This is a genomic window from Streptomyces sp. NPDC046716 (assembly GCF_040645755.1).
Classification (GTDB): Bacteria; Actinomycetota; Actinomycetes; order Streptomycetales; family Streptomycetaceae; genus Streptomyces.
Genome location: NZ_JBEYYU010000014.1, coordinates 39244 through 51967 on the forward strand (window position 1 = coordinate 39244; position 12724 = coordinate 51967).

Below are 12724 nucleotides of genomic sequence, written 5' to 3' on the forward strand. Positions count from 1 at the left end.
GTCCTTCACTTGCCTCATCGCGGTGGTTCCTTGCGATGTCCAAAATCCTGCCCGGGCGACTTCATGACGGTGTCCGCCGACTGTCACAGACCTGTCACAGGGGCTCCGGCTGTGCGGGTCGGGTGTGGGAGCGCTCCAGCGGTCGAACTAAGGGCCAGTCATGGGCCAGAATGGCGCTTGTGCCTTCCCTGTTGCTGATCGAGGACGACGACGCCATCCGTACGGCCCTGGAGCTTTCCCTTACCCGCCAGGGTCATCGGGTGGCCACCGCTGCCACCGGCGAGGACGGTCTGAAGCTGCTGCGCGAGCAGCGGCCGGATCTGATCGTTCTCGATGTGATGCTGCCGGGCATCGACGGATTCGAGGTGTGCCGGCGCATCCGGCGCACCGACCAGTTGCCGATCATCCTGCTCACCGCGCGCAGCGATGACATCGACGTCGTGGTGGGTCTGGAGTCCGGCGCCGACGACTACGTGGTGAAACCCGTGCAGGGCCGGGTGCTCGACGCCCGGATCCGCGCGGTGCTGCGCCGCGGCGAGCGCGAGGCCAATGACGCGGCGTCGTTCGGCTCGCTGGTGATCGACCGGTCCGCGATGACGGTCACCAAGAACGGTGAGGACCTGCAACTCACCCCCACCGAACTACGGTTGCTGCTCGAGCTGAGCCGGCGGCCCGGACAGGCGCTGTCCCGGCAGCAGTTGCTGCGGCTGGTGTGGGAGCACGACTATCTCGGTGACTCGCGGCTCGTCGACGCCTGTGTGCAGCGCCTGCGCGCCAAGGTGGAGGACGTGCCGTCGTCGCCGACGCTGATCAGGACCGTGCGCGGTGTGGGCTACCGGCTGGACTCGCCTCAGTGACCCAGCCGCACGACGAGAACGGGCACGGCCGGCTCCGTGCGTTCGCCGCGGCCAAGAAGGCGATACTCGCCGGGCTGCGCTTCACCAGTCTGCGGCTGCGTCTCGTGGTCGTGTTCGCCCTGGTGGCGCTGACCGCCGCGGTCTCCGCGTCGGGCATCGCGTACTGGCTCAACCGCGAGGCGGTGCTCACCCGCACCCAGGACGCGGCGCTGAGCGACTTCCAGCAGGAGATGCAGAACCGGGCGGCGGTGCTGCCCGAGCACCCCACGCAGGGCGAGCTGCAGCACGCGGCGAATCTGATGGCCGACAGCAGCCAGCACTTCAGCGTGCTGCTCATCGGCACGGACGAGAACGGCCGGCAGGTGGTCGGCAACTCGGATCTCGACGCCTTCACGCTGGCCGACGTACCGGACTCCCTCCAGGACGCGGTCAACCGCGAGCAGGAGGTCACGTCCGGCAACAAGCACGCGTACCACCTGTACTGGCAGCGCACCACGCAGGACAGCGATCCGTTCCTGGTGGGCGGGGCGAAGGTGGCCGGCGGGCCGACCGGTTACATGCTGAAGTCGCTCGAGCCCGAGGCGAAGGACCTCAGCTCCCTGGCCTGGTCGCTCGGGATCGCCACCGGGCTCGCGCTGATCGGCTCGGCGCTGCTCGCGCAGGCCGCGGCGACGACCGTACTCAAGCCCGTGCACCGGCTGGGTATCGCGGCCCGCCGGCTCGGCGAGGGCAAGCTGGACACCCGGCTGCGGGTCTCCGGCACCGATGAACTGGCCGAGCTGTCACGGACGTTCAACAAGACGGCGGAGAACCTGGAGAAGCAGGTCGCCGACATGCGCGCCCGGGACGAGTCCTCGCGCCGGTTCGTCGCCGACATGTCGCACGAGCTGCGGACCCCGCTGACCGCGATCACCGCGGTGACCGAGGTGCTGGAGGAGGAGCTGGACGCCGAGACCGGCTCGGTGGATCCCATGATCGAGCCCGCGGTGCGGCTCGTGGTGAGCGAGACCCGGCGGCTCGGCGACCTCGTGGAGAACCTGATGGAGGTCACCCGCTTCGACGCGGGCACCGCCCGGCTCGTCCTCGACGACGTCGACATCGCCGACCAGATCACCGCCTGCATCGACGCCCGCGCCTGGCTGGACGCCGTCGAACTCGACGCGGAGCGCGGCATCATGGCCCGTGTCGACCCGCGCCGCCTCGACGTGATCCTCGCCAATCTGATCGGCAACGCGCTCAAGCACGGCGGTTCCCCGGTGCGGGTCTCGGTGCGGATCGACGGCCAGGAGGGCGGTGATCTCCTCATCGACGTGACCGACCACGGGCCCGGCATCCCCGAGGACGTGCTGCCGCACGTCTTCGACCGGTTCTACAAGGCCAGTGCCTCGCGGCCGCGTTCGGAGGGCAGCGGGCTCGGGCTGTCCATCGCCCTGGAGAACGCGCACATCCACGGCGGGGAGATCACCGCCGCGAACTCCCCGGACGCCGGGGCGGTGTTCACGCTGCGGCTGCCGCGCGACACGCACGACGACGACCCGGACGACACGGACGACGCCGACGACGGCCCCGACGCCCCCGGCCGGACCGGCGGCTCCCAGGAAGGCGGTGCCGTCACATGAGGCCGCGCACCAGGCTGTCGGCCCTGCTGGGGCTTTCGGCGATGCTGCTCGCCGGATGCGGGATCCGGCCGACCGAGGTCCCCACCGAGTTCGGCGCCGCGCCCACGCGCGTGGGCTGCGCCCTGCCGCGTGCGAGCGGGACCGAGGCGCCGTCGGCGCCGCCCGCGGGCGGCGAGTTCGCCGTGCAGGTCTATCTCGTGTGCACGTCGCAGCTCGTGACGGTGGACCGTACGGTCACGCTGAAGCGCGGCCAGTCCTCCGAGCGCGCCGTCGTCGCCCAGCAGTTGCTGGCCGAGCTGTCCCGGCGGCCGTCATCGGACGAGGCCCAGGCCGGCTTCTCGACGGACGTGGGCACACGTCTGAAGGTCTCGGGCCCCGCCGTCGGCGATCCGTCCGACGCGCTGCGGCTGAGCACCCCGCCGGACGATCTCTCTCCGTACGCCCTCGCCCAGATCGTCTGTACGTTCGCGAACAGCAAGATGACGACGGAGGACGGGGATCACGTGGTGCTCGGCGGGCCCGCGGACGATCCGCTGCGCGACTACGAGTGCACCGACGCCGTGAAGGCCCGGCCCGGCACGATCCCGGCGCCTGCCCGGACGGTCGGGTAGCGGCAGTCGTTTCGGCTGCGGGCCGGTGGGGGCTGGTCGCGCAGTTCCCCGCGCCCCTGAAACGAGCTTCGCTCGTCCAGGGGAGGCTGCGCGGAGCGCATGCCTCAGGGGCGCGGGGAACTGCGCGAGAAGCGGCCACCGGCCCGCACCCGAACGACCGGGCGTGACCCACGTCATCGCCGCCCACCTCAACCCACCCGGAACCGTTCGTCCCGCACCCGGCGTCTTGGGGAGCGTGCAGCGCCATCGCTCAGGCGGCCACACGGCCGCCGTCCGCTTCCGTACGGCAGGCTTCGCTCTCCTCGCCGCGCATCTCTTCCTCGTCGCCTGGATCACGCTGCGCCCTCTGGACGTGCCGTGGGTCAGCGCGGCGAACCTGCATCCGCTGGCCGGCATCCGGGCCGATCTGGCGCTGGGCTGGCGCGAGGGGGCCAAGCGCATCGGCGAGGGTCTCCTCCTGCTCGCGCCGCTCGGCGTCCTGCTGCCGCTCGCGGGCGGACGGCCGTACGTGTCGGTGTGGGGTTCGCTGGTGCGTACGGTCGCGGCGGGCGCGCTGGTCTCGCTCGGCATCGAACTGCTGCAGACCGGGGTGCCCGGCCAGGTCGTGGACATCGACTCGGTGCTGCTGAACACCGTGGGCGTGGCCGTGGCCCATCTCGCCGTGGTGCCGGCCTTCCGGGCCAGGATCCGCCACAGGTCCGAGGGGCTGCCCCTCCCTGTGGAGGAGCCGGCTCAGGGTCGTACCCCGACGATTACCAGGGTCGGCATCGCCCCGTGAGCTGACGTTTTGACCGCTTCGTGACCGTAGTGTCGATGGCATCGGTACCAGACACCCACGGTTCGCGAAGGAGCCCCTCATGACCGCCCTTGCCCGCCCCACCGAAGGACGGATGATCGGCGGAGTGTGCGCAGCGCTGGCACGGCGCTTCGGCACCTCCGCGACGACGATGCGCGTGATCTTCCTGGTCTCGTGCCTGCTGCCCGGGCCGCAGTTCCTGCTCTACATCGCGCTGTGGATCCTGTTCCCCTCCGAGAACAAGGCCCGCCAGGCCTGGTGAGCGCAGCCACGCCACAGGGGCGCACCCGCGAGATCGCGGGGCGCCCCTGTGGCGTTGTGACGGGGAGGCGATCAGCCGCCCAGACCCGGCAGACCGCCGGCGAGGCCGCCGACCGGGAGGCCGCCGAGCAGACCCGAGACCGGGTCGGCACCGTCGGTGGGGAGAAGCGCCGGGGCGGCCTTCTCGATGGTGGGCGCGGCGGTGGCGACGGTGCCCAGGGCGTTGTGCCCCGCGGCGAGGGACTCGGGGGCGCCGGGCAGCGTCTTCGTGAGGGACTCAGTGGGGAGGTTCTGAGTCACGGAGTCGAGCGTCGCGGTGGCGTCGGGAACACCCGGGGCGGCGTTCGCGGCACCCGCACCGGCGGCGGCGAAGGCGGCACCGAGAGCGGCGACACCGAGGGTCTTCACAGCAGACTGCTTCATCGTGAATGCGTCCTCATGACGTATGTCGTAGACGGGGCTTGAGCGGTCCACGACCGTAAACACGCCAAGGAGGCGTCCGCAAACACCGGAAAGCGGCCGCGCGTCGGAATGCGCGGCCGCTTCCCAGCTGGTCAGAATCCGTTATTCGGCGACAGAACCGCTGGTGGAGGCGGTCTGACGGAACAGCCACTCGGATTTCAACTCGGCGTATCCGGGCTTGATCACGTCATTGATCATCGCGAGTCGTTCGTCGAAAGGAATGAATGCTGACTTCATCGCATTGACGGAAAACCACTGCATGTCGTCGAGCGTGTACCCGAACGCCTCGGTCAGGTGCTCGAACTCGCGGCTCATCGACGTACCGGACATCAGGCGGTTGTCCGTGTTCACCGTGGCCCTGAAGTGCAGTTTGCGCAGCAGGCCGATGGGGTGGCCGGCGTACGAAGCGGCCGCGCCCGTCTGGAGGTTGGACGTCGGGCAGAGCTCCAGGGGGATCCGCTTGTCGCGCACGTAGCTCGCGAGGCGGCCGAGCTGGACCGAGCCGTCCTCGGCGACCTTGATGTCGTCGATGATGCGCACCCCGTGGCCGAGGCGGTCCGCGCCGCACCACTGGAGCGCCTGCCAGATCGAGGGCAGTCCGAAGGCCTCGCCGGCGTGGATCGTGAAGTGGTTGTTCTCGCGCTTGAGGTACTCGAACGCGTCGAGGTGGCGGGTGGGAGGGAAGCCGGCCTCGGCGCCCGCGATGTCGAAGCCGACAACACCCAGGTCCCGGTAGCGGTTGGCGAGTTCGGCGATCTCCAGGGCGCGGGCCGCGTGCCGCATCGCGGTGAGCAGGGCCCCCACGCGGATGCGGTGGCCGTTCTCCTTCGCGCGGCGCTCGCCCTCGCGGAAGCCCTCGTTGACCGCCTCGACGACCTCTTCGAGGGTGAGGCCCTTCTCCAGGTGCTGCTCGGGCGCGTACCGGACCTCGGCGTAGACGACGCCGTCCTCGGCGAGGTCCTCGGCGCACTCGGCGGCGACCCGGAACAGCGCCTCCTTGGTCTGCATGACGGCGCAGGTGTGGGCGAACGTCTCCAGGTACCGCTCCAGGGAGCCGGAGTCGGCCGCCTCGCGGAACCACGTGCCGAGCTTGTCCGCGTCGGTCTCCGGCAGACCCTCGTACCCCTGCTCGCGCGCCAGGTCGACGACGGTGCCGGGGCGCAGGCCCCCGTCGAGGTGGTCGTGGAGGAGCACCTTGGGGGCGCGGCGGATCTGTTCCGCGGTGGGCACGTTCTGTGTCTGGCTCGTCATTTCGGCACTCTAACTCCTACGCGCGTAGATCGCGCTGGATCAATCACGCCGATACGCAACAGTGACCCTGCGGACGGGTGGCGTACATCCATGCTTCTGACACTGTTCTGTCATGCAGGAGCAAGCGACGCCGGCCCGCGAGGCCAGGCTCGGCAAGGCGGTGGGGCCGGTCCCCGGGGCGGTCGGCGGTGTGGTGCTGCTGCTGCCGTCGGGCGACGAGACGTCCACCCGCAGACCCTCGCCGTTCGCGGCGCCGCTGCTGCGGCCGCTGGCGCGCAGGCTCACGCGCGCGGGACGCGAACAGGGCCTGGTCACCCATGCCGTGCGCTACCGGTACCGGGGGTGGAACGGGCCGCAGGCCGAGCTCGCGCGGGACGCCGAGTGGGCCGCCGACGAGGTGGTGCGCCGCTACGGCGACGTGCCGATCTGTCTGGCGGGGCTCGACATGGGCGCGCGTGCGGCGCTGCACGCGGGCGGCCACGACGCCGTCAACTCCGTGCTCGCACTCGCCCCTTGGCTGCCCGAGGACGATGTCGCGGCACCGCCCGAACCGGTGAAACAGCTCGCGGGCCGCAGCGTGCTGATCGTGCACGGCACGGACGACCGGCGCACCGATCCGGAGCTGTCGTTCCGTCTCGCCGGACGGGCGAAGAAGGCCAACCGGGACGTGTGCCGCTTCGAGGTGCACTCGGACGGGCACACGATGGCCCAGCACCGGTCCGAAGTCTCGGCGCTGGCCGTGGACTTCGCGCTCGGCACGCTCTTCGGCCACCCGTTCTCCCGGCCGTTGCAGGACGCGCTCGCGGCGCCGCCGCCGATCGGGCTGCGGATGCCGCTGGCGGCGGGGTTCGGGCGGACGCTCGCCCTGTAGGTCAGCCCACCTCGGCGGCAGCGGCTTCGAGCAGCGCCCCGAGCACCAGCGGCGCGGTCTTGCGGCTCGCCGCGACGCGGACCGGGACGTCGCCGTTCGTGTCGACGCACGCGATGACGACGCCGAAGTCCTTGTAGTTGCCGTGCCAGCCCGCGGGATCGTCGGCCGTCAGCGGCCGGACCTCGCGCACCGTCAGCGTGGGCGGGAGCGCGATGCGGGCGAAGCCGCCGGTCGGGTCCGGGGTCACGGCCGGCGGCCCGTCGCCGACCACCAGATAGCAGTAACCGGGGACGCTGTAGGGCACGCCGCCGTGGACGATCGCGAGCAGGCAGCGGCGTCCGGCCGGCTCGACCGGGACCACCTTGCGGGCCATGCGGCGCATCCGCCGTGTGACCCACCAGGACAGGACGGCGGACAGCACGACGGCCGGGACGACGGACAGGACGCAGATCCTGGCGATCTGCCAGACGTCCTGGCCCGCGGATCCGTTCCCGACGAGGCAGAGCGTGAATCCGACGCAGCCCACCATGAGCCCGGCGACGAGCCCTGCGGCGGACGCCGCGGAGTACGCCTTCGCCCCTGCCCGGTACCGCTGCCACCAGCAGAACGACAGCAGCCCAAGACCGAAGGGCAGCAGAGAGAACGCGAAGGCGCCGGGGAGGCGCCCGTCGGAGGCGGGTGAACGCCAGGTGTCCTGCGCCAGCGAGCCGAGCCGCAGCTGTCGCGCCTCGCCCTGCCAGTACACCACCGTGACCTGGTCACCCACGCCGACGGCCTCCCAGAGGTGGCGGCCGTCGGGCAGCCGCACCTGGTCGGTGCGCATCGCGCGGTCGACGAGACGGAGGTAGTAGTCGGTGTGTTTGCCGCTCGGCTCATCCTTCTTGCCCAGGACCGTCGCCGTGACCCGCGCACGGCAGTCGTCCGCCCGGGCCCCGGCGGGGCAGGCCGGCGCGGCGGCGTAGGCCCGGTTGTCGGCCTCGGCGAGCGGGATCAACGCGAACAGGACCGCGCCGACCAGCACCATGAACACGGCGGTGTACGTCATGGCCCGCAGCCGCCGCTGCCCCGTTTCCCGCATGGTGCGCTCCGGCGGGCCCTGTCGCGCGCTGTCCGTCATCCCCACCGCCCCCTCTGCTCGTATCCCTTCACGTCCGGTGCGCGGAAACGGTTCCCCCGGTGCCCCGCACTACTCCGCCGAGGTCTGCTCCGGCAGCAGCCGCCCCCGCCGCGACAGCAGGAACTCCTTGAACGCGGCCACCGGCGGGGTGTCCGGGTGGCCGTCCAGCCAGGCCACCCCGATCTCGCGGACCGCGCGCCCGCCGGTGACGGTCAGCTCGACCACGCCCGGCCGGGGCACGGTCGGCGGCGGCAGCAGCGCGACGCCGAGGCCCGCCGCGACCAGGCCGCGCAGCGTCTCGGCCTCCTCGCCCTCGAACGCGACGCGGGGCCTGAACCCCGCCTCCGTACAGAGGTCGTCGAAAATGCGGCGCAGCCCGTAGCCGGGTTCGAGGGTGACGAACGTTTCGTCGGCGCACTCGGCGAGCCGGATGCGCCTGCGGGCGGCGAGCCGGTGGTCCTCGGGAACGACGAGCCGCAGCCGCTGCTCGTCGAGGCGGCGGGCGACCAGATCGGGGGCGTCGGGCAGCGGCGAGGTCAGACACAGGTCGAGCTCCCCCGCGCGCAGCCGCTCCAGCATCGCCTCGCCGTAGTTCTGTACGAGGCTGAAGCGGATCCGGGGATGCTCGGTGCGGAAGGCGCGGATCAGTCCGGGCACCGTCTCCACGCCCATGGTGTGCAGGAACCCGAAGGCGACCTTGCCGGAGGCCGGGTCGGCGTCGGCGCGGACGGACTCGGCGGCCTTCTCCACCTCGGCCAGCGCCCGTTCGACGGAGGCGAGGAACGTACGGCCCGCGGGGGTCAGCGACACGGTGCGGCCGTGGCGGGCGAACAGGTCGACGCCCAGGTCCCGTTCGAGCCGCACCATCGCGCGCGAGAGGGTCGACTGGGGCACCTGTGTCTCCTGCGCGGCGCGCGTGACGTGCTCGGCGCGGGCCACGGCGGCGAACTGGGAGAGCCGGGGCACGAGCAGGGAGACGATGTCTTCCACCTCGCTCGGTGCCGCTTCCTGACCCCGTGAACTGTGTTCATGCTCCATGGGAACGATTATGGAGCGTCCATGCATTGGACGCATGAGTCGGACGGTTCTACGTTCGTCCCATGTCTCCTGCCAGTAGCCGGGCGGCCGCCACCCCCGCGGTCGCCGTCCCCTCGTCCCCCAGCGACACGCGCATGGCCCCGGGCGGGCCCGGCTACCGCCGGATGAGCTTCGCCCTCTTCCTGGCCGGGGTCGCGACCTTCGCGCTGCTGTACTCCACCCAGGCCCTGCTCCCCCTGGTCTCCGCCGACTACGGCGCGAGCGCGAGCGCGGCGAGCTGGACGGTGTCCGGGGCGACCTTCGCGCTCGCGGTGTGCGTGCTGCCGCTGAGCGCGCTGTCGGAGCGGTTCGGGCGGCGCACGCTGATGACGGCGTCGCTGGCCGTGGCGGTGGCGGTGGGACTCCTCGTGCCGTTCGCGCCGACGCTGGAAGTGCTGGTGGCGCTGCGCGTGCTGCAGGGCGCGGCGCTCGCGGGCCTGCCCGCCTCGGCGATGGCGTACCTGGCGGAGGAGGTCCGGCCGAAGGCGCTGGTCACGGCGATCGGCCTGTTCGTGGCGGGCAACTCCATCGGCGGCATGAGCGGCCGCATCATCGGCGGCTGGCTCGCCGAGGCGTGGGGCTGGCGGGTGGCCGTGGGCACCATCGGGGTCATCGCGGTCGCGTGCGCGGTCGCGTTCCGTGCGCTGCTGCCGGCGCCGCGTCACTTCGCGGCGGGTTCGCTGCACCCGCGCGCCCTCGCGCGCACGGTCGGCGACCACCTCGGCAACCCGCTGCTGCGCCGGCTCTACGTGATCGGCGCACTGTTCATGATGGTGTTCGGCGCGACCTACACGGTCATCGGCTACCGGCTCACCGAGGCGCCGTTCTCCCTCTCCCAGGGGCTCGTCGGCTCGATCTTCCTCGTGTACCTGGTGGGCACGGTCTCCTCGTCGGCCGCCGGGAAGCTGGTCGCGCGGCTCGGGCGGCGCGGCACCCTCTATCTGGCGGCGGCCACCACGGCGGCGGGCCTGGTCCTGGAACTGGTGCCCAGCCTCCCCGTCATGCTGGTCGGCCTCGTGCTGATCACGGCGGGCTTCTTCGCCGGGCACGCCACGGCGTCGTCCTCGGTGAGCCACACCGCGACGCACGGCCGGGCGCAGGCCTCCGCGCTCTACCAGTCCGCGTACTACATCGGATCGAGCGTCGGCTCGGCGGTGGGCGCCCTGGCGTTCCACGCGGCGGGCTGGGACGGCACGGTGGGGCTCGGCTTCGTCGCCGTGGTGGGTGTCGTCGCGCTGACCGTGTGGGGGACGTACGCGGCCCGGACGCAGCGGCGGCACGGCGGGGTGGCTGTCTCCGCGCACTGACAACCGCCTCACGGGCTTGCCTCGACGGCCCCTGGACCTGCGCTTTTCGCCGGTCCGGGGGCCGTTGTCAGTGGGCTGCGGTAGCTTGCGAAGTGCTGGGGATGTGCTGACTATCACAGCCGCGATGGGGGCGTTGGACGATGAGTGACACCGCGACGAGGGCCGGCCTCGACGACCTGGAGAAATACCGGGTCGAGCTGACCGGGTACTGCTATCGGATGCTGGGCTCGGCGTTCGAGGCGGAGGACGCCGTGCAAGACACGATGGTCCGGGCGTGGCGCAGCTTCGACAAGTTCGAGGGCCGCTCCAGCCTCCGCTCCTGGCTGTACCGCATCGCGACGAACGTCTGCCTGGACTCGCTGAACGCGGGCAACAAGCGGGCCCGCCCGATGGACCTGACGGCGGCCGCCCCGCTCGCCCAGGCCGCGCTCACCCCCCGTCCGGACAATGTGTGGCTGGAGCCGATGCCCGACGCCCGTGTGCTGCCGACCGTCCACGACCCGGCGGAGGCGGCGGTCGCGCGGGAGTCGGTGCGGCTCGCGTTCGTGGCGGCCCTGCAGCAACTGCCGTCGAAGCAGCGGGCGGTGCTGATCCTGCGCGAGGTGCTCGCGTGGAGGGCCAGCGAGGTCGCCGAGCTGCTCGACACGACGGTGGCGTCGGTGAACAGCGCGCTGCAGCGGGCGCGGGCCACGCTCGCGGACGCGCCCCCGGCGGACTCGGCGACGGCGAATCCGCTGGACGAGGAGCAGCAGAAGCTCCTGGAGCGCTATGTGTCGGCCTTCGAGGGCTATGACATGAAGGCGCTCACCGAGCTGCTGGCCGAGGACGCGGTCATGACGATGCCGCCGTTCGACCTGTGGCTGCGCGGCACGGACGACATCACGGGCTTCATGGTCACGCTCGGCCACGAGTGCGCGGGCTCCCGCCTGCTGCCCGTGTCGGCGAACGGGACACCGGCGTTCGCCCACTACAAGCCGGACCCGGACAGCGGCGGCTTCGTGCCCTGGGCGATCCAGGTCCTGGAGATCTCAGAGGGGCGGATCGCCGGTTTCCACTGCTTCCTGGACCTCTCCAAGCGGTGGTTCCCGCTCTTCGGCGTGCCCGAGCGGCTGGATGCCCAGGGCGTCCCCCAGCCCGGTCAGGCTTAGCAGCAGGGCGAGCCGGGGGGACGGATCGCGCAGCCTGATCCGCCCGCCGGCCCGCCGGGCGGCGAGCTGCATCCGGGCGAGCGCGTCGACGGTGTCGAGATCGGTGGCGGTGACGCCCGAGACGTCGCAGACGACGTCGCCGCCGTCGGGGCCGGCGCCCCGGTGGGCGGCGCTGACACGGGCGCACAGCTCGGGCACGTCGGCGGGGCGGATCGGCCCGGCGACGACCACGACGGAAGGTGAGGAGAAGGCAGCCACGAGAGTCGAGACCGGACGGCGGGCCGGAACTCATCGGTACCGGCCCCCGGCTCCGGCGTGGGTTGGGTCACGTTGATCCTGATCAACGTTGACCTGCGGTTCTTCCGCGTCCGAGGGTGGAGTACGTGCAGGGGGTACTCAACGGATTCGCGGTCATCGCGCTCGTCATCGCGGTCGGCTATGTCATCGGGCGGCGCGGCTATCTCGGCGACGGCGGCCGGGAGGTCCTGACCAGACTGGCCTTCCATGTGGCGACCCCGGCGCTGCTCTTCACGATGCTGGCGCAGGCCGATCTGTCGCTGATCCTGTCGCCGAGCCTGCTGGTGACGGCGCTCTCCACGGCCGCCATGGCCGGGATCTTCGTCACGGTGGGGGTCGTACGCGGCTGGGGCGTGGGCCGCACCACGATCGGGGCGCTCTGCTCCAGTTACGTGAATTCCGGGAACCTCGGTATCCCGATCGCGGTGTACGTGCTCGGTGACGCCTCGCTCGTGGCGCCGGTGCTGCTCTTCCAGCAGCTGTTCGTGACGCCGGTGGCGCTGACGGTCCTCGATCTGGCGGAGGCGTCGTCGGGGGCCCGACTGTCTTGGGCGCAGCGGCTGTTGACGCCGTTCCGCAATCCCATCGCGATCGGGTCGCTGTCCGGGGTGCTGGTGTCGGCGACGGGCTGGACGGTCCCCTCGCCCGTCTTCGACCCGCTGGAGCTGATCGGGAACATGTCGGTGCCGGCGATCCTGATCGCGTTCGGCATCTCGCTGTGCGGGAGTTCCTGGCCGGGCGGCCGGGGCGCGGACCGGGTGCCGGTGCTGCTGTCGACGGCGCTGAAGTCGGTGGGCCAGCCGGTGGCGGCGTGGGCGCTGGCGACGTCGGTCTTCGGGCTGCACGGGGCGCGGCTGCTGGACGTGGTGGTGACGTCGGCGCTTCCGGCGGCGCAGAACCTGTACACGTACGCGAGCCGCTACCGGGTGGGCGAGCGCCTGGCCCGGGAGTCGATCCTGCTGTCGACGATGGTGGCGGTGCCGGTGCTGGTGGTGGTGGCGGCGCTGCTGGGGTGACTCAGTCCCGCGGGAACTTTGCGGTGTCGATAGT

The 12724-nt window shown here is 71.7% G+C and carries 14 protein-coding genes; 9 read left to right on the top strand and 5 right to left on the bottom strand.

What is annotated here, in order from left to right:
* Nucleotides 1-179: 179 nt before the first annotated feature.
* The 5 genes from afsQ1 (at nucleotide 180) to ABZ930_RS13375 (ending at nucleotide 4145) form a co-directional block, all read left to right on the top strand.
* Nucleotides 180-857 carry a two-component system response regulator AfsQ1 gene (gene afsQ1 / locus ABZ930_RS13355; protein WP_111664201.1) on the top strand — a complete coding sequence of 226 codons (678 nt, stop codon included), beginning with the start codon at nucleotides 180-182 and terminating at the stop codon, nucleotides 855-857.
* Nucleotides 854-2476, top strand: a complete 1623-nt coding sequence (locus tag ABZ930_RS13360; protein ID WP_361546186.1) for a HAMP domain-containing sensor histidine kinase — start codon at nucleotides 854-856, stop codon at nucleotides 2474-2476. The genes afsQ1 and ABZ930_RS13360 overlap by 4 nt, the downstream gene beginning before the upstream one ends.
* Nucleotides 2473-3087 (top strand): hypothetical protein, encoded by a 615-nt coding sequence (locus ABZ930_RS13365; RefSeq protein ID WP_361546189.1) that lies wholly within the window; start codon nucleotides 2473-2475, stop codon nucleotides 3085-3087. Before ABZ930_RS13360 ends, ABZ930_RS13365 begins: the two co-directional genes overlap by 4 nt.
* Nucleotides 3088-3322: 235 nt before the next feature.
* Nucleotides 3323-3865, top strand: a complete 543-nt coding sequence (locus ABZ930_RS13370; RefSeq protein ID WP_361546192.1) for a VanZ family protein — start codon at nucleotides 3323-3325, stop codon at nucleotides 3863-3865.
* A 79-nt stretch (nucleotides 3866-3944) separates the two neighbouring features.
* Nucleotides 3945-4145, top strand: coding sequence for a PspC domain-containing protein (locus ABZ930_RS13375; RefSeq protein WP_353944387.1), 201 nt, complete (start codon nucleotides 3945-3947; stop codon nucleotides 4143-4145).
* Nucleotides 4146-4216: 71 nt separating this feature from the next.
* On the opposite strand, the gene ABZ930_RS13380 is transcribed toward ABZ930_RS13375, so the two are convergent.
* A complete protein-coding gene (locus ABZ930_RS13380) occupies nucleotides 4217-4567 on the bottom strand; it encodes an ATP-binding protein (RefSeq protein ID WP_361546196.1) in 351 nt (116 codons plus the stop codon).
* A gap of 141 nt (nucleotides 4568-4708) precedes the next feature.
* The gene (locus ABZ930_RS13385; protein WP_361546199.1) at nucleotides 4709-5857 is read right to left on the bottom strand and encodes an adenosine deaminase; all 1149 of its coding nucleotides are present in this window, start codon (nucleotides 5855-5857) and stop codon (nucleotides 4709-4711) included.
* Nucleotides 5858-5969: 112 nt separating this feature from the next.
* Here ABZ930_RS13385 and ABZ930_RS13390 point away from each other — a divergent pair, with 112 nt between their 5' ends.
* The gene (locus tag ABZ930_RS13390; protein WP_361546202.1) at nucleotides 5970-6728 is read left to right on the top strand and encodes an alpha/beta hydrolase; all 759 of its coding nucleotides are present in this window, start codon (nucleotides 5970-5972) and stop codon (nucleotides 6726-6728) included.
* A 1-nt stretch (nucleotide 6729) separates the two neighbouring features.
* Here ABZ930_RS13390 and ABZ930_RS13395 read toward each other — a convergent pair whose 3' ends face one another.
* Together ABZ930_RS13395 and ABZ930_RS13400 are read right to left on the bottom strand one after the other, a co-directional pair.
* A complete protein-coding gene (locus ABZ930_RS13395; RefSeq protein ID WP_361546205.1) occupies nucleotides 6730-7845 on the bottom strand; it encodes a hypothetical protein in 1116 nt (371 codons plus the stop codon).
* A gap of 69 nt (nucleotides 7846-7914) precedes the next feature.
* Nucleotides 7915-8883, bottom strand: a complete 969-nt coding sequence (locus ABZ930_RS13400; protein WP_361546208.1) for a LysR family transcriptional regulator — start codon at nucleotides 8881-8883, stop codon at nucleotides 7915-7917.
* 62 nt (nucleotides 8884-8945) lie between these two features.
* On the opposite strand from ABZ930_RS13400, the gene ABZ930_RS13405 reads away from it, so the two are divergent.
* Both ABZ930_RS13405 and ABZ930_RS13410 read left to right on the top strand, forming a co-directional pair.
* A complete protein-coding gene (locus tag ABZ930_RS13405) occupies nucleotides 8946-10229 on the top strand; it encodes an MFS transporter (RefSeq protein WP_361546211.1) in 1284 nt (427 codons plus the stop codon).
* Nucleotides 10230-10369: 140 nt separating this feature from the next.
* Nucleotides 10370-11377 (top strand): sigma-70 family RNA polymerase sigma factor, encoded by a 1008-nt coding sequence (locus ABZ930_RS13410; RefSeq protein WP_361546214.1) that lies wholly within the window; start codon nucleotides 10370-10372, stop codon nucleotides 11375-11377.
* Here ABZ930_RS13410 and ABZ930_RS13415 read toward each other — a convergent pair.
* Nucleotides 11258-11635, bottom strand: coding sequence for an STAS domain-containing protein (locus tag ABZ930_RS13415; protein ID WP_361546217.1), 378 nt, complete (start codon nucleotides 11633-11635; stop codon nucleotides 11258-11260). The genes ABZ930_RS13410 and ABZ930_RS13415 overlap by 120 nt on opposite strands.
* A 125-nt stretch (nucleotides 11636-11760) precedes the next feature.
* Between ABZ930_RS13415 and ABZ930_RS13420 the strand changes: the two genes are divergently transcribed.
* Nucleotides 11761-12690 (top strand): AEC family transporter, encoded by a 930-nt coding sequence (locus ABZ930_RS13420; RefSeq protein ID WP_361546220.1) that lies wholly within the window; start codon nucleotides 11761-11763, stop codon nucleotides 12688-12690.
* Nucleotides 12691-12724: the final 34 nt, after the last annotated feature.